Source organism: Saccharothrix sp. CB00851, from assembly GCF_001905065.1.
Lineage (GTDB): Bacteria > Actinomycetota > Actinomycetes > Mycobacteriales > Pseudonocardiaceae > Actinosynnema.
Genome location: NZ_LWLC01000003.1, coordinates 185,043 through 201,089 on the forward strand (window position 1 = coordinate 185,043; position 16,047 = coordinate 201,089).

Annotated in this window: 11 protein-coding genes; 7 read left to right on the forward strand and 4 right to left on the reverse strand. The window is 71.1% G+C overall.

The genetic code is table 11. The features are described 5' to 3' along the window. Nucleotides 1–4: 4 nt before the first annotated feature. On the reverse strand, nucleotides 5–2,494 hold the full coding sequence (locus A6A25_RS06155) for a polynucleotide kinase-phosphatase (RefSeq protein ID WP_073886789.1): 2,490 nt from the start codon (nucleotides 2,492–2,494) through the stop codon (nucleotides 5–7). Continuing rightward, a complete protein-coding gene (locus A6A25_RS06160) occupies nucleotides 2,494–3,861 on the reverse strand; it encodes a 3' terminal RNA ribose 2'-O-methyltransferase Hen1 (RefSeq protein WP_073886790.1) in 1,368 nt (455 codons plus the stop codon). The genes A6A25_RS06155 and A6A25_RS06160 overlap by 1 nt, the downstream gene beginning before the upstream one ends. 119 nt (nucleotides 3,862–3,980) lie before the next feature. On the opposite strand from A6A25_RS06160, the gene A6A25_RS06165 reads away from it, so the two are divergent. Both A6A25_RS06165 and A6A25_RS06170 read left to right on the forward strand, forming a co-directional pair. Further along, nucleotides 3,981–4,544, forward strand: a complete 564-nt coding sequence (locus A6A25_RS06165; RefSeq protein WP_198932584.1) for a superoxide dismutase — start codon at nucleotides 3,981–3,983, stop codon at nucleotides 4,542–4,544. 118 nt (nucleotides 4,545–4,662) lie between these two features. Next, nucleotides 4,663–5,679 (forward strand): NAD(P)/FAD-dependent oxidoreductase, encoded by a 1,017-nt coding sequence (locus A6A25_RS06170; protein WP_073886829.1) that lies wholly within the window; start codon nucleotides 4,663–4,665, stop codon nucleotides 5,677–5,679. A gap of 100 nt (nucleotides 5,680–5,779) precedes the next feature. On the opposite strand, the gene argG is transcribed toward A6A25_RS06170, so the two are convergent. Both argG and A6A25_RS06180 read right to left on the reverse strand, forming a co-directional pair. Next, complete coding sequence (gene argG / locus A6A25_RS06175) at nucleotides 5,780–7,222, reverse strand: argininosuccinate synthase (RefSeq protein WP_073886791.1); 1,443 nt, start codon at nucleotides 7,220–7,222, stop codon at nucleotides 5,780–5,782. A 124-nt stretch (nucleotides 7,223–7,346) separates the two neighbouring features. Then, nucleotides 7,347–8,516, reverse strand: a complete 1,170-nt coding sequence (locus A6A25_RS06180) for an RtcB family protein (protein ID WP_073886792.1) — start codon at nucleotides 8,514–8,516, stop codon at nucleotides 7,347–7,349. A gap of 119 nt (nucleotides 8,517–8,635) precedes the next feature. On the opposite strand from A6A25_RS06180, the gene ligA reads away from it, so the two are divergent. The 5 genes from ligA to A6A25_RS06205 all read left to right on the forward strand — a co-directional run bounded on the left by ligA (nucleotide 8,636) and on the right by A6A25_RS06205 (nucleotide 16,043). After that, nucleotides 8,636–10,630 carry an NAD-dependent DNA ligase LigA gene (gene ligA, locus A6A25_RS06185; RefSeq protein WP_073886793.1) on the forward strand — a complete coding sequence of 665 codons (1,995 nt, stop codon included), beginning with the start codon at nucleotides 8,636–8,638 and terminating at the stop codon, nucleotides 10,628–10,630. A gap of 243 nt (nucleotides 10,631–10,873) precedes the next feature. Then, nucleotides 10,874–11,668 carry a TIGR03084 family metal-binding protein gene (locus A6A25_RS06190; protein ID WP_073886794.1) on the forward strand — a complete coding sequence of 265 codons (795 nt, stop codon included), beginning with the start codon at nucleotides 10,874–10,876 and terminating at the stop codon, nucleotides 11,666–11,668. A 351-nt stretch (nucleotides 11,669–12,019) separates the two neighbouring features. Further along, on the forward strand, nucleotides 12,020–13,009 hold the full coding sequence (locus A6A25_RS06195; protein ID WP_073886795.1) for a DUF1702 family protein: 990 nt from the start codon (nucleotides 12,020–12,022) through the stop codon (nucleotides 13,007–13,009). Between the two features lie 116 nt (nucleotides 13,010–13,125). Next, the gene (locus A6A25_RS06200) at nucleotides 13,126–14,106 is read left to right on the forward strand and encodes a DUF1702 family protein (protein ID WP_073886796.1); all 981 of its coding nucleotides are present in this window, start codon (nucleotides 13,126–13,128) and stop codon (nucleotides 14,104–14,106) included. Then, on the forward strand, nucleotides 14,103–16,043 hold the full coding sequence (locus A6A25_RS06205; protein ID WP_073886797.1) for a CRTAC1 family protein: 1,941 nt from the start codon (nucleotides 14,103–14,105) through the stop codon (nucleotides 16,041–16,043). The genes A6A25_RS06200 and A6A25_RS06205 overlap by 4 nt, the downstream gene beginning before the upstream one ends. Nucleotides 16,044–16,047: the final 4 nt, after the last annotated feature.

A 16,047-nucleotide genomic window follows, 5' to 3' on the forward strand; every position in this document is an offset into this window, starting at 1 on the left:
CACCTCAGAGGCGGGGGTCGACCGGCTCCGACTCCAGGGCGAGCACGGCGAACACGCATTCGTGCACGCGCCACAGCGGCTCGTCCCGGGCGACGCGCTCCAACGCCTCCAGGCCGAGCGCGTACTCGCGGATCGCCAGTGACCGCTTCGCGCCCAGACCGCGCTTGCGCAGGCGTTCCAGGTTCTCCGGCTCCGTGTAGTCGGGGCCGTAGATGATCCGCAGGTACTCGCGCCCGCGCACCTTGACGCCCGGCTGCACCAGGCCGCGGTCGCCGCGCACCAGGTTGGCCAGCGGCTTGACGACCATCCCCTCACCACCGGCCGCGGTCAGGTCCTCCCACCAGCGGATGCCCGCGGCGACCTGCTCGTCGTCCGTCGTGTCGACGACCAGGTGCCTGGTCCGGGTGAAGTGCTCGCCGCCCAGGCGTCCGAGCACGTCCAGGTGCCACCGGTGGTCGCGGTCGTGGAACGTCCGGCCGCGGGCGGCGAGCAGCTGGAACGGCGCGATCGTGACGCCGGCCAGCCCGTCGGTCGGCCGCACGTACCGCAGGTAGGCGTCGCGGTAGCCGGTGGCGTTCGCCAGCCTGTTCCGCGTGCGCGCCAACAGGTCGCCGACGTCGATGCCGCGGTCCGCGGTCCGCGCCAGCACGTCCACCGCGACGCCGAGGGCACCCGTCGCCGCCGCGCCGACCGCCGCGTACTGCTCCTTGATCAGCCCGGACGCCTTGGCGTTCCACGGCAGCAGCTCGGCGTCGAGCAGCAGCCAGTCGGTGTCGAACTCGTCCCACAGACCGGCCCTGGTCACCTCCTCGCGCACGCGGGCCAGCAGTTCGTCGCCCAACGGCGGGTCGAAGAACGCCCGGCCGGTCCGCGTGTGGATCACGCCACCGCCCTCCTGGCGCACCAGGACGACCGCGCGCGACCCCATGTGCTTCTCCTCGCAGATCACCTCGCGCACGCCGGCGCCGCGGTACTCCGCGAAGGCGTCCTCCGGGTGTTCGAGCACGTCCGGTCGCTGCGAGGTGGCCGTCGGCGCCATCGTCGGCGGCAGGTACAGCAGCTGGTGCGGGTCGATCGCGAAGCGGCTCATCACCTCCAGCGCCGACGCGGCCTGCTCCGGGCGCACGCCGATCCGGCCGCGGTGGGCCGTCTCCACGAACCGGCGGCCGGTCACGTCGGACAGCGCGAGCACGTCCGGCTCCCGTTCCGCCTCGGGCACGACGAGCGGGCGCACCGGCTCGTACCAGACCTCGTGCGCGTCGACCGACACGACCTCGCGCTCGGGGTAGCGCAACGCGGTGAGCCTGCCGCCGAACACGACGCCGGTGTCCAGGCACATCGTGTTGTTGATCCACTCGACCTCGGGCGTGGGCGTGTGCCCGTAGAGCACGGTCGCCTTGCCGCGGTACTCGGTCGCCCACGGGTAGCGCACCGGCAGGCCGTACTCGTCGGTCTCGCCGGTGGTGTCGCCGTACAGGGCGAAGCTGCGCACCCGGGCCGACGCGCGGCCGTGGAACTTCTCCGGCAGGCCCGCGTGTGCGATCACCAGGTCGCCGCCGTCGAGGACGTAGTGCGCGATCAGGCCGTCGCAGAACCGCACGACCCGCTCGCGGAACTCCTCCGGCTCGGCCGCCAGCTGCGCCAGCGACTCCGCCAGACCGTGCTTGACCTGCACGTTGCGGCCGCGCAGGGCACGCACCAGCTTCTGCTCGTGGTTGCCGCACACGGCGAACGCGTGCCCGGCCTCGACCATGCCCATGACCAGGCGCAGGACACCGGGCGTGTCCGGGCCGCGGTCGACCAGGTCGCCGACGAACGCCGCACGGCGTCCCACCGGCGGGACGGCGTCCACCGGGCGTCCGGCGTCGTCGCGCACCGGCGTGTAGCCGAGCTTGACCAGCAGGTCCTCCAGCTCGGCGCGGCAGCCGTGCACGTCGCCGATCACGTCGAACGGCCCGGTCTCGTGGCGCAGGTCGTTCAGCAGCCGTTCCGGCACGATCACCGCGTCGTCCACTTCGGACTGGGTGCGCAGCACGTGCACCCGCTTGAAGCCCTCCTTGCCGAGGTGCTTCAACGACTTGCGCAGCGCGGCGCGGTGGCGGCGCACGACGTGCGGGCCGAAGTCGCGGTCCGGCCGGGAGGCGTTGCGGGCGAGGCAGACCTCCTCCGGCAGGTCCAGCACGATCGCGACCGGCAGCACGTTGTGCGCACGGGCCAGCTCCACCAGCTGCGCGCGGTCGGACCGCTGCACGTTCGTCGCGTCGATCACCGTGGTGCGGCCCGCGTCCAGGCGCTTGCCAGCCACGAAGTGCAGCGCCTCGAACGCGGCGGCGGACGCCGACTGGTCGTTCTCGTCGTCGGCGACCAGGCCGCGGAAGTAGTCGCTGGACAGCACCTGCGTCGGCAGGAAGTGCTTGCGCGCGAACGTGGACTTGCCCGAGCCGGACGCGCCGACCAGCACCACGAGGCAGAGGTCCGGGATCTTCAGTTCCATCAGTCTTCCCCCAGGCTGCTGTGTTCGACGAGGGTGAAGGCGGCGAGTTGGGTCGGTGCGCCGCGCTCGGCGTCCACCGGTCCGATCGGCAGGTGCCGCACGGTGTAGCCGCGGCGCTGCGCGACACCGTTCGTCCAGTCCTCGAACTCCGCCCTGGTCCACTCGAAGCGGTGGTCGGAGTGCCGGTGCCGGCCTTCCGGCAGGGTCTCGAACAACGCGTTGTACTCGACGTTCGGCGTGGTGACCAGGACCGTGCGCGGTCGTGCCACGACGAACACCGAGTGCTCCAACGCGGGCAGGCGGTCCGGGTCGAGGTGTTCCACCACCTCCATCAGCACGGCGGCGTCGTAGCCCTGCAGCTCCGGGTCGGCGTAGGTCAGCGACGACTGGCGCAGCGTGAGGCGGGCGCGCTGCCGATCCGACATCCGGTCCACGTGCAGCCTGCGCTCGGCGGTGGCCAGGGCGCTCGACGACACGTCCACGCCCTGGATGCGGTCGAACTCGGGGTGTTCGAGCAGGGCGCGCAGCAACGCGCCGCCACCGCAGCCCAGGTCGAGCACCGACCGGGCGCCGGCCTGCTTGAGCTGGTCGAGGATGGCCTCGCGCCGCTGCACGGCCAGCGAGACCTTGGGCTCGACCAGCGCGTTGTCCAACTCCTCCGGCTCGACCTCCTCCACGTCGGCCAGCCGGGACAGCGCGGACTGCACCAGCGGGCGGCGGCGCATCAGGTAGCGGGTGGTGATCAGCTCGCGGTCCGGGTGCGTGCCCAGCCACCCCTCCCCCGCGCGCAGCAACTTGTCCACCTCGTCCTCGGACACCCAGTAGTGCTTGTCGCCGTCGAGCACGGGCAGCAGGACGTACAGGTGCTTCAGGGCCTCGGACAGGGTGAGCGTTCCGGTGAGCGTGACGTCGGCGTAACGCGAGTCGTCGCCGTCGCCGAGCGGGAGGGGCGTGATGTGCGCGGTCCAGCCCAGCGGCGTGAACAGCCGTTCCACCAGGCGGTGCGGCAGGACGGGGACGCGCACGGTGAGCGGGATCGGGGTGGCGGCCACGTCCGGGCGGCTCTTGCTGCGGCCGTTCAACGCGGTCCGGAACACCGAGCCGAGTGCGACGGTGAGCAGCGAGCCCGCGACGTACGGGCGGTCGTTGACGTACTGGGTGAGCGTGCTGCCGGGACCGCGCACCAGGGCCACCGGGTCGACCTCCAGCACCAGCGCGACCGTGCACTCCTCCTCGTCCGCGCGCGGGTAGAACACGTGCGCGGTGCCGGAGGAGGTGGTGAACGACTGCGCCCGATCCGGGTGTTTGTGCAGCAGGTGGCTGAGGTCGGTGGCTGGTCGGTGGGTTGTGGTCAGGGTGAGCAGCACGCCGCCCAGTGTGGGGCAGACCCGCCGTTCACCGCCCCCGAATTAGCTGTGAAAGCGGGGCCGGGTGATCGGTGCTAATTTCGACCCCAGCCGCCGCCTTTCCCACGAGAGGCAGAAGTGTGAAACGTCTGGTTCCCCTGATCATCGGCGGACTGCTCGCGACGGCGGTGACGCCGGCGACAGCCGCGGACAGCCCTCACGGCAGCGGGGTCGCGATCACGGTGGCCCGCTTCGCCACCCCGGACGCGGCGACCAAGGCCTACACCTACGACACCGCGCTGATCGCGCCGGGCGCGGCCGTGATGGTCGTGGCCACCCCGCTCCGGCACTCCACGAAGGCACTGCTCAGCGTGTACGGCCTGGTCCCCAACCGGACCTACGGCGCGCACGCCCACCAGTACCCGTGCGGCGCGGCACCCACCGACGCGGGTGCGCACCACCAGCACGTGGTGGACCCCAACCAGCCGTCGGTGGACCCCGCCTACGCCAACCCCGAGAACGAGATCTGGCTGGACTTCACCACCGACGACCGTGGCCGCGCGGTCGTCGGCGCGGTCGTGCCCTGGCGGTTCGCCGACCGGCGGGCGGGCTCGGTCGTGGTCCACGCCCAGCGCACCGCCACCGAGCCGGGCAAGGCGGGCACCGCCGGTCCCCGGGTCGGCTGCGCCACGGTGAGGTTCTGAGCACCTGACGGGAGGCCGGCCCGGTGGGAGCCGGGGGCCGGCCCCTCGTTGCGGAATCGGCAACAACGTTTGCCGTTCCGCCCACCACTCACGCATGGTGGTCGCGGAGGTGGTCGCGATGACTTTTCAGCTGGGCGACAGCTATGACGTGGTGGTGGTCGGCGGCGGTGCCGCCGGGTTGAACGGTGCGCTGATGCTGGCGCGGTCGCGGCGGTCGGTGGTCGTGGTCGACGCCGGGTCGCCGCGCAACGCGCCGGCCGACGGTGCGCACGGGCTGCTGGCCAGGGACGGGATGCCGCCGGCCGAGCTGGTGGAACTCGGCCGGGCGGAGGTCCGCCGCTACGGCGGTCACGTCGTAACGGGCGAGGTCGACGCCGTGACGCGGGACGGCGGCGGTTTCGCGGTGTCGCTGGCCGACGGCCGCACGGTCCGCGCACGTCGACTGCTCGTGACCACGGGGTTGGTGGACGAGCTGCCGGACGTGCCGGGCCTGCGCGAGCGGTGGGGCCGCGACGTGGTGCACTGCCCGTACTGCCACGGTTGGGAGGTGCGCGACCAGGCCATCGGCGTGCTGGCCACCGGGCCGATGGCGGTGCACCAGGCGTTGATGTTCCGGCAGCTCAGCGCCGACGTGACGTTCTTCGCCCACACGCAGCCGCCGACCGCCGAGCAGGCCGAGCAGCTGGCCGCGCGGGGTGTCGAGGTCGTGGCGGGCGAGGTGGCGTCGCTGGAGATCGCCGGTGACCGCATCGTCGCCGTGCGGCTGGCCGACGGCCGCACGGTCGGCCGCGAAGTGGTCGCGGTCGCGTCACGGATGGTGGCCCGCGCCGGTTTCCTGACCGCGCTGGGACTGCGGCCGGTGCCGCACCCGTCCGGGATGGGCGAGCACATCCCGGCCGACGCGATGGGCCGCACGGAGGTGCCCGGCGTGTGGGTCGCGGGCAACGTCACCGACCTGGCCGCGCAGGTCGGCGGGGCCGCCGCGGCCGGTGCCGTCGCCGGTGCCCAGATCAACGCCGACCTGATCGCGGAGGAGACCCGACTGGCCGTCGAGGACTACCGGAGCCCGTTCTCGGCCGCATCCGAGGCCAGGGTCGCCGAACTCGTCGCGGGCGACCGCCGGCACGGGCTGTGAGGCCCGAGGCGCCCGCCGAACGCCGAGGCCCGCACCGGCCACGTCGCACGTGGACCGGCGCGGGCGCCTCGGCCGAACGTTCGTCAGCGCCCGGAGCGGCTCAGTCGTTGCCGGCTTCCAGGGCGGCGTGGTCGAGCAGCTCGTCGTCGGCCACCCGACCGCGGGAGGCGATCACCTCGGCACCGCCCTCGGGCATCGCGCCGATCAGCTCGGTCGGCGTCACCTGCGGCGTGCCGATCAACGCCGTCTGGCTGCCGACCATGCCGAGCCCCGCGTACTGCTCCAGCTTGGCGCGCGAGTCGGCGATGTCGAGGTTGCGCATGGTCAGCTGGCCGATGCGGTCGACCGGCCCGAACGCCGAGTCCTCGGTCCGCTCCATGGACAGCTTGTCCGGGTGGTAGCTGAACGAGGGACCGGCGGTGTCCAGGATCGAGTAGTCCTCACCGCGGCGCAGGCGCATCGTCACCTCGCCGGTGACCGCCGTGCCGACCCACCGCTGCAACGACTCGCGCACCATCAGCGCCTGCGGGTCCAGCCAGCGGCCCTCGTACAGCAGCCGGCCCAGCTTGCGGCCCTCGGTGTGGTAGGCGGCGAGGGTGTCCTCGTTGTGGATCGCGTTGACCAAGCGCTCGTACGCGGCGTGCAGCAGCGCCATGCCCGGCGCCTCGTAGATGCCGCGGCTCTTGGCCTCGATGACCCGGTTCTCGATCTGGTCGGACATGCCGAGGCCGTGCCTGCCGCCGATGGCGTTGGCCTCCAGCACCAGGTCGACGGTGGAGGAGAACTCCTTGCCGTTGATGGTCACCGGACGGCCCTGGTCGAAGCCGACCGTGACGTCCTCGGTGGCGATCTCGACCTCGGGGTCCCAGAACCGCACGCCCATGATCGGTTCGACGATCTCGATGCCCGTGTCGAGGTGTTCGAGCGACTTGGCCTCGTGCGTCGCGCCCCAGATGTTGGCGTCGGTGGAGTACGCCTTCTCCGTGCTCGCCCGGTACGGCAGGCCGCGGGCCTGCAGCCACTCCGACATCTCGGTGCGACCGCCGAGCTCGCCGACGAACGCGGCGTCCAGCCACGGCTTGTAGATCCGCAGGGACGGGTTGGCCAGCAGGCCGTAGCGGTAGAACCGCTCGATGTCGTTGCCCTTGTAGGTGGAGCCGTCACCCCAGATCTGGACGTCGTCGTCGAGCATGGCGCGCACCAGCATGGTGCCCGTCACGGCCCGGCCGAGCGGCGTGGTGTTGAAGTAGGCCCGGCCGCCGGAGCGGATGTGGAACGCACCGCAGGCCAGCGCCGCGAGTCCTTCCTCGACCAGGGCCGCCCGGCAGTCGACCAGGCGGGCGATCTCGGCGCCGTACGCGGCGGCGCGGCCGGGGACCGATGCGATGTCGGGCTCGTCGTACTGACCGATGTCCGCGGTGTACGTGCACGGCACCGCGCCCTTCTCCCGCATCCAGGCGACCGCCACGGACGTATCGAGACCACCGGAGAACGCGATGCCGACGTGTTCGCCGGCGGGGAGGTAAGTGAGCACCTTGGACACGACCAGAAGTATGCACGACGTTGCATGACCATGCATAGTCGGGGTCCGGAATGAGCTGACCTGCGGAGATGAGGCCGACCGTAGCCGACCTCACCTCACGCGACCACTCAACTACATGCCGTGCTCAGTCGCCCTTCACGTTGACGATCTGCCGCAACGTGTGGCGCACCTCGACCAGGTCCGCCGCGTCACGCATCACCACGTCGATGTCCTTGTACGCCGCCGGGATCTCGTCGATGAACGCGTCGGTGTCGCGGTACTCGATGCCGACCATCGCCTTGCGGAGATCGTCCCGGTCGAAGGCCCGCCGCGCGGCCGAGCGCGAGTACTCCCGGCCGGCGCCGTGCGGCGACGAGTTCAGCGACAGGCGGTTGCCCTTGCCGACCACGACGTACGACGCGGTGCCCATCGAACCCGGGATGAGGCCCGCCCGACCCTCTTCGGCGTTGATCGCACCCTTGCGGGACAGCCACACCTTCTTGCCGAAGTGGGTCTCCTGCTCGGTGTAGTTGTGGTGGCAGTTCAAGACCTCCTGCCGGTCCACCTCACGGCCCGTCCACTCCGCGACGCAGTCGACCACCCGGTCCATCATCTCCTCGCGGTTGAGCCAGGCGAACTCCTGGGCCCACCGCATCTCGCGGATGTAGTGCCAGAACTCGTCCTCGCCCTCGACCAGGTAGGCCAGGTCCGGGTCGGGCAGGTCGATCCACCGGCGCTCGCACTGCTCGTGCGCGATCCGGATATGCTTCTGGGCGATCTTGTTGCCGACGCCGCGCGACCCGGAGTGCAGGAACAGCCACACCCGCCCGGTCTCGTCCAGCGTGACCTCGATGAAGTGGTTGCCGCTGCCGAGCGTGCCGAGCTGCAGTTCCCAGTTGCCCGCGTAGCGGCCGGGCTCGAAGCCGGCCTTCTCGGCACCTCGGCTGAGCACCTCCACCCGCTCACGCGCCGTGTCGGTCAGCCGGGTGTTGTACTTGCCCGCCGACAGCGGCACGGCGTTCTCGATCGCCACGCGCAGCGGTGCGAGCGGGCGGTCGCGGAAGTCGTCCAGGGTGAACTGGGTGCGCACGGCGATCATGCCGCAGCCGATGTCGACGCCGACGGCGGCCGGGATGATCGCGCCCAAGGTGGGGATGACGCTGCCGACCGTGGCGCCCTTCCCGAGGTGCGCGTCGGGCATGAGCGCCAGGTGCGGGTAGATGAACGGCATGCGCGAGGCCTTCTCCGCCTGCTCGCGCGTGCCCGGGTCCAGGATGGACGCCCAGTTCATCAGTCGCTTGCTGATCTGCTCCACGGTTCTCCTCTGCTCGACGCAGAAGGTAGGGCGGATCGGGCCGCCACGCGACCGAGATTCGTGCCCGCGGGCATCGTCCGCACCGCGAATTGTCGGTGGTCGCCGGTAACTTGTCAGCCGTGAACGCTCGGGAACGCATCCAGGAACTCGCCGACCAGGTCGTCGCCCTGCGCGACGCCTACTACCGCGGCTCGCCGCTGGTGGCGGACGCGGAGTACGACGCGATCGAGGACGAGCTGCGGGGCCTGGTCGAGGCGAACCCGGAGCTGGCCCCCGACCCGAACCCGCTGGAGCAGGTGGGCGCGCCCACCGTGCTGCACGCGCCGGTCCGGCACTCGCGGCCGATGCTGTCGCTGGAGAAGGCGACCAGACCGGAGCAGGTCGAGGCGTTCTTCGACCGGTTCCCCGGCCAGCCGGTGGTGGTCATGCCGAAGCTGGACGGGCTGTCGCTGGCGCTGGTCTACGAGGAGGGGCGGCTGGCCCGTGCGGTCACCCGCGGTACCGGCACGGTGGGTGACGACGTGACGCCGCTGGTGCGCGCCCTGGTCGACGGCGTGCCGGAGCGGGTCGGCGCGGCCGGCCGGGTCGAGGTGCGCGGTGAGGCGGTGATGCTGCGGTCCACGTTCGCCGCCTACAACACCGCCCACCCGGACAAGCCGCTGATCAACCCGCGCAACGCCGCCGCGGGCACCCTGCGGGCGAAGGACGCGGCCACGGTCGCCGAGCGCAGGCTGCGATTCTTCGCCTTCGACCTGGACACCTCGGAGGCGGACAGCGCCCGCGCCGACCTGGAGGAGGGGCTGCGCGCGCTCGGGTTCGACGTCGCCGACATGAGGCACTGCGCCGACGCCGAGGCCGCGCTGGCGGTCGTCACCGGGATCGAGCAAGGTCGCAACGACCTGGACTACGACCTGGACGGCGCGGTGCTGCGGCTGGCGAACCGGGACGCGTTCGCGGCCGCCGGCACCCGGTCGAGTTCGCCGCGCGGCGCGCTGGCGTACAAGTTCGCCGCCGAGGAGAAGACGACGGTGCTGGTCGACGTGGTGTGGGACGTCGGCAAGACGGGCAAGATCGCCCCGGTCGCCCACCTGGAGCCGGTGTTCGTGGGCGGCACGACCGTCACCCGCGCGACGCTGGCCAACCAGGAGGTGATCCGCGCGCGTGGCATCAGGATCGGCGACACGGTGCTGATCCGCAGAGCCGGCGACGTGATTCCGTTCGTGGCCGGTGTGCTGGACGAGTCCAAGCGCACGGGCGCGGAGCTGGAGATCGTGCCACCGAACGCGTGCCCGTCGTGCGGGCACCCGGTGACCGAGCAGGGCAACAGCCGCGAGTTGTTCTGCACCAACGTGGCCTGCCCCGCCCAGACGGTGCGGCGGCTGATCCACTGGGCGTCGCGGGCGGCGGCGGACATCGAGGCGGTCGGTCCGGTGTGGATCGAGCGGCTCGCCGAGGCGGGGCTGCTGGAGCACCCGTCGGACTTCTACGGGCTGACCAAGGAGCAGCTGCTGGAGTTCGACCGGATCGGCGCGACCTCGGCCACCCGCATGATCGACTCGATCGCCGCGAGCCGTGCCGTGGGTCTGCGTCGCGCGCTGATCGGCCTGGCCATCCCGATGGCCTCGGAGGGCACCGCCACCCGCCTGTGCCGGGCCGGGTTCGGCTCGCTGGAGGAGGTCGCCGACGCCGGTGAGGACCGGCTCGTGGAGGTCGAGGACATCGGCCCGAAGGTCGCGGCCTCGCTGACCGAGCACCTGACCCGGCTGCGGCCCGAGCTGGAACGGTTGCGGGAGCACGGGGTGTCGCTGGACGTGCGGGACGAGGACCTGCCGCCCGTCGTGGCGTCGGACGCGCCGTTGGCGGGCAAGACGGTGGTGATCACCGGTGCGATCAGCGACCCGCGTTCCGGCGAGAAGGTGCCCCGCCCGACCTTCCAGCGGCTCTGCGAGAAGGCGGGCGCCACCACCGCGACCTCGGTCTCGGCCAACACCGACTACCTGATCACCGGCGCGGACGTCGGCGCGAGCAAGACCGCCAAGGCGGAGAAGCTCGGCGTCGAGGTCGTCGACCAAGGGGTGATCTGGCAGCAGCTCATCGCCGCCGGCGTCGCCTGACCGCGCTCGCTGGACCTGCTGCCCGACGATGGCACCACCGCCCGTCGGGCGGCAGGCCCGCACCGGCGGTACGGGTGCGCCGCCCGGCCGGTCGCGGTCAGCCGCACGAGCCGTTCGGTCGGCCGCTGACGTGCCGGTTCCGCGTGAGGTCGGGCGGCGGGGCTTAGAGCACGACGTGAGAAGACTTCCGCTGCCTCCTGCGGCATCGTCAGGGCTCAGTCAACTCGAGCGAAGGACATGCGCATGGATGTGATCACGGCGCTCCGGGCCACGGGCGACGACTTCGACCGGATGATCGCCGACCTGGACGACTCCGAGTGGTCGCGGCCGACGCCGTCACCGGGCTGGACGGTCAAGCACCAGGTGGCACACCTGATCTCGATCTTCGGCATGGCGGGCCTCGCGGCGGCCGACCCCGACCGGTTCCAGGCGATGACGGCGAGCCTGTCCTCCGACTTCAACGCCAACGTCGATGGCGCCATGGCGCCGCACCTCGCGCTCGACACCCCTGGGCTGCTGGCTCGCTGGCACGAGACCAAGGCCAAGGCGATCGAGGCGCTGGCCGCCGTGCCCGCCGACACCACGGTGCCGTGGCTGGTGAACCCACTGCCGCCGGCGGTGCTGGCCAGCGCGGGCATGATGGAGCTGTTCGGGCACGGCCAGGACGTCGCCGACGCCCTCGGTGTGCGTCGGGAGTGGGACGACCGGCTCGGTTTCCTGGTCGGTTTCGCGGTGCGCACCAAGGACTTCGGCTACTTGGCGCGTGGCAGCGAGCCACCGGCGGAGGAGTTCCGGTTCGAGATCACCGCGCCGTCCGGCACGCTGTGGTCCTTCGGCCCGGAGGACGCCGCCCAGCGCGTGACCGGTTCGGCGGAGGACTTCTGCCTGCTGGTGACCCGGCGGCGGCACCACGCCGACCTGGACGTGCGGGCCGAGGGCGAGATCGCCACGCAGTGGCTGGAGATCGCCCAGGCCTACCGCGGTCCGGCCGGTGAGGGCAGGCGGCCCGGCCAGTTCACGCTGTCCAACGTGGACTGACGCACGCACTCGCGGCCCGGGACTCCGCGGAGTTCCGGGCCGTCACGCATTGCCACGATTCAGCGGTCTTCGACGGTCGGTTACCGGCGCCTCGCCCGGAGTGGTGGGAGCGCGCCGAGGTCCGCGCACCGCCGTGGCGACCGACTTCTCCTCTCCGGAACACCGTGCGGATCCGACAAAGGGAACCCGGTACCGGCGAGAATTCCGGCCCGCAGTGCCAACCACCCGTTTCGCCCACGGATTGCGCATGTTCGGAGAAGGTTTCGCCGACGTTCCGGACCGATCCTGGGAGCGCTCGACGTCCGGACCGAGGACACCGAGAATCCCGACACGCACTGGGGGTCTGGCACCATGTCGACAACGCTGGGATCACTGCGCAGGCTCTTGATGGCGCCTTCGTTGCAGGAGGTGACGCTCGGCGCGCGCGGTTTCCCCGGCGCGTCCTCGGAGTACGCGCCAAAGCTGGACGCCATCCCGCAGTCGGTCGTCTGCGGCTTCGAGTGGGGTATCGACTCCCGCGACCAGGACGAGATCGTGCGGCGGCTCGGGTTCGTGGAGCCCGAACTGCGCGGTTTCGCCTACGAGGGCGCGACGATGGCGTTCACCATCCGCGACGTGATGGGCCGGGGCACGCGGGCCCGCGACCTGCTCAACGGACCGGGCGCGGAGCACCTGTTCGTCGCCTACATCGGCATCGGTTTCGCCATGAACCACCTGCCGCGCGGGCTGTGGCGCAAGGTCGTGCCGGATCTGGCCGGCTCGCCCTACCACCCGACGATGACCTGGCTCGCGGTCGACGGCTACGGGTTCGACCTGGCCTACTTCCACAGCCGCAAGTGGGTTGACGAGCAGCGCGTGCCCCCTTCCTACCCGTGGCAGGGCCGACCCGACTACTTCCCGCGCGCCATCGACCAGGGCATCGGTCGGGCGCTGTGGTTCATCCACGGCGCACAGGCCGAGGAGGTGGCGCGGGCACTGGGCCGGTTCGACCCGGCTCGGCACGCCGACCTGTGGAGCGGTGTCGGCCTGGCGGCGACGTTCGCCGGTGGTGGCACGCCCGACGAGCTGGCCACGCTGCCCGCCGCCGCGGGTGAGCACCGCCCGGAGCTGGCACTGGGCTCGGTCTTCGCGGTGAAGGCCCGGGTCCACGCGGGATTCGTCCCCGCGCACAGCGCCACCGCCGTCGAAACGTTCGCGGAGATCACCCCCGAGGCCGCGTCGGAACTCGCCGACGCCACCGCGGTCGCACCCGACACCGAGGGACCGGTACCGCCGTACGAGGTGTGGCGCAGCAGGATTCGTGCGCATTTCGCGGCAATGCGCACGCGTCCCGTCGCGTGATCACGGATTTTCCGGTCGCGAGTCCGCAAGCCGGAAGTAGCCGCGCCGAGCGCCGCGCTGCAACTATTTTCCCGTTCCTGTCCCGTTAATGGTCGCCCGACGTTGGGGGGATGTAGATGAGTGCGTTGCGCGCCTTGCGGCGCCGATTACTGACTCCGAAGATATCCGAAACGCTGATGGAGACCCGCGGCTTCAGGGTCAAGAACTCGGAATCCAAGGAATTACTGGAGACCGTCGGCCGGATGTTCATCTCCGGGTACGCCTACGCGGTCGAGTCCCGCCACCCGCGGGATGCCGAGGAAGCCCTCGAGAGACTGCCGACGAGGTTCAAGGGTTTCGCCTACGAAGGCGCCGGCATGGGCTTCGCGATGCTGGACGGGATGCCCTTCGGCCACTCCCGGCACGTCGAGCAGTTCCTCGAGGGACGAGCCGCCGAGCACATCTACATGGTCTACGTCGGGATCGGCTGGGCGATGGCCCGGCTGCCGAAGTTCCGGTGGCCCGCCGACACGACGACGGACCCGCTGCTGCGCTGGCTGGTCCTCGACGGCTACGGCTTCCACCAGGCCTACTTCCACACCGACAAGTACGTGCACGGTCAGCACGTCGACCACGACTTCCCGTGGCCGGCCTCCGGACCGCGGGCGTACACGCTGCGCGCGCTGGACCAGGGCATCGGTCGCGCGATGTGGTTCGTCGGCGGAACCGACGCCGAGCACGTCGCGGACCTCATCGACGGCTTCCCCGAGCACCGCCGCGAAGACCTGTACTCCGGTGCGGGCCTGGCGGCCACTTACGCGGGCGGCGTCACCGAGGACGAGTTGCAGCTGTTCCGGGAACGTTCCGGGCAGCACGCCGGGATGGTCGCCCAGGCCAGCGCGTTCGCCGCCGAGGCACGCGTGAAGGCGGGCCTGATCGTGCCCCACACCGGAATGGCGACCCGGATCTTCTGCGGGATGGAGCCGGAGAAGGCCGCGCGGATCACGCAGGACGTGCGTCCCGCGCCGCCGATCACCGACGGTTCCGAGCCCGCGTTCGAAACGTGGCGGCAGCGCATCGCCGCAGAGTTCGTCCACCAGGAAGGAGTCGGCACGTGAGCGCCACTACCGGCTGGCTGCGCAGGCAACTACCCGGGATCCTCGCGCTGGTGCTGGTCGCCGCCACCTTCTCGGTGGCGAGGCTGCCCGAGTCGTCGGCCGCCGAGAAGCAGGAACTGGCTTCGGGCTTCGGGTTCGCGCCCGAGTCCATCGCCCTGCCCGGCGGCTACACCCAGCAGTCGATCCGCAAGGTCAACAAGGACTACCAGCACATCGACGCGTGGATCTCGTCGGTCGGCTCCGCCATCGCCATGAACGACCTCGACGGCGACGGGCTGTCCAACGACATCTGCTTCGTGGACGTGCGCATCGACCAGGTCGTCATCACGCCCGCGCCGGAGGCCGGGAAGGCACCGCGGTACGCGCCGTTCGCGCTGAGCTCCGGCAGCCTGCCGGTGAACGACGTGATGGCCCCGATGGGCTGCGTCCCCGGTGACTTCAACGAAGACGGCGCGATGGACCTGCTGGTCTACCTGTGGGGCCGCACGCCGATCCTGCACCTGGCCAAGGCGGGCGAGGAGGACCTGACCGCCGACTCGTTCGAGGCCACCGAGCTGGTGCCCGGCGCGTCGAGCGGGCGCTACTCCGGTCCGGAGTGGAACTCCAACTCCGCCACCGTGGCCGACTTCGACGGTGACGGGCACGACGACATCTACATCGGCAACTACTTCCCGCACGGTCCCGTGCTCGACCCGAGCAAGGACACCGGTGTGGAGATGAACGCCTCGATGTCCGCGGCGCTCAACGGTGGCGAGGACTACATCTTCGAGTGGACCGGCGGCACGGCGGGGTCCAACCCGACCGCCACCTTCAAGCAGCACGACAACGCGATCCCGCACGACGCGTCCAAGGGCTGGGTGCTGGCGTCGAGCTCCAACGACGTCGACGGCGACCTGCTGCCCGAGCTGTACCTGGCGCACGACTTCGGCCCGGACCGCCTGCTGCACAACCGGTCCACCCCCGGCAAGTTCGAGTTCGCGGTGGTCGAGAACTCCCGCACGCCGCTCGAGCCGAAGTCCAAGAACGTCGGCGTCGACTCGTTCAAGGGCATGGGTGTCGACTTCGGCGACCTCAACGACGACGGCCTCTACGACATGTTCGTCAGCAACATCACCACCTCGTTCGGCATCGAGGAGAGCCACTTCGCCTTCATGAGCACGGGCGAGGACATGAAGTCGACGCTGAGCGACGGCGGAGCGCCGTGGGAGGACGAGAGCGGACCGCTGCTGCTGGCCTGGTCGGGTTGGGGCTGGGACGTGAAGCTGTCCGACTTCGACAACAGCGGTGAGCTGGAAGTCGCCCAGGCGACCGGGTTCGTGAAGGGCGACGTCAACCGCTGGCCCCAGCTGCAGGAGCTGGCGACGGCGAACGACGCGCTGCTGGCCAACCCGATGTGGTGGCCGTACGTCACCGCCGGCGACGACGTGGGCGGCAGCCAGCGGTTCCACCTGTTCGTCAAGAACGCCGAGGGCCGCTACGACAACCTCTCGCCGACGCTGGGCATGGACATCCCCGTGCCGACCCGCGGCATCGCGACCGGTGACGTGGACGGCGACGGCCGGCTCGACATGGCGATCTCCCGGCAGTGGGAGGACCCGGTGTTCTACCGCAACACCGGCGAGTCGTCCAACGAGTTCCTCGGCCTGCGGCTGACCCACGAGCAGGACGGCGACGACACCGTCGGCTCACCCGTGATCGGCGCGCAGGTGACGATCAAGACCGCCGACGGGCGCACCCAGATCAACCGGGTCGACGGCGGCAGTGGCCACTCCGGCAAGCGCAGCCACGAAGTCCACTTCGGACTCGGCAAGCAGTCCGGGCCGGTCGAGGTGCACGTCAAGTGGCGCGACCGCGACGGCTCGATCCACGAACAAGACCTGACACTGTCCGCGGGCTGGCACGACCTGCAGCTCGGCGACCAGGCCAAGGAGAAGTGACGAA

Coding starts and splice junctions, on each gene's coding strand:
- A6A25_RS06155 (WP_073886789.1), bottom strand. CDS start 2,494: ATGGAACTGAAGATCCCGGACCTCTGCCTCGTGGTGCTGGTCGGCGCG.
- A6A25_RS06170 (WP_073886829.1), top strand. CDS start 4,663: ATGACTTTTCAGCTGGGCGACAGCTATGACGTGGTGGTGGTCGGCGGC.
- A6A25_RS06190 (WP_073886794.1), top strand. CDS start 10,874: ATGGATGTGATCACGGCGCTCCGGGCCACGGGCGACGACTTCGACCGG.
- A6A25_RS06195 (WP_073886795.1), top strand. CDS start 12,020: ATGTCGACAACGCTGGGATCACTGCGCAGGCTCTTGATGGCGCCTTCG.
- A6A25_RS06200 (WP_073886796.1), top strand. CDS start 13,126: ATGAGTGCGTTGCGCGCCTTGCGGCGCCGATTACTGACTCCGAAGATA.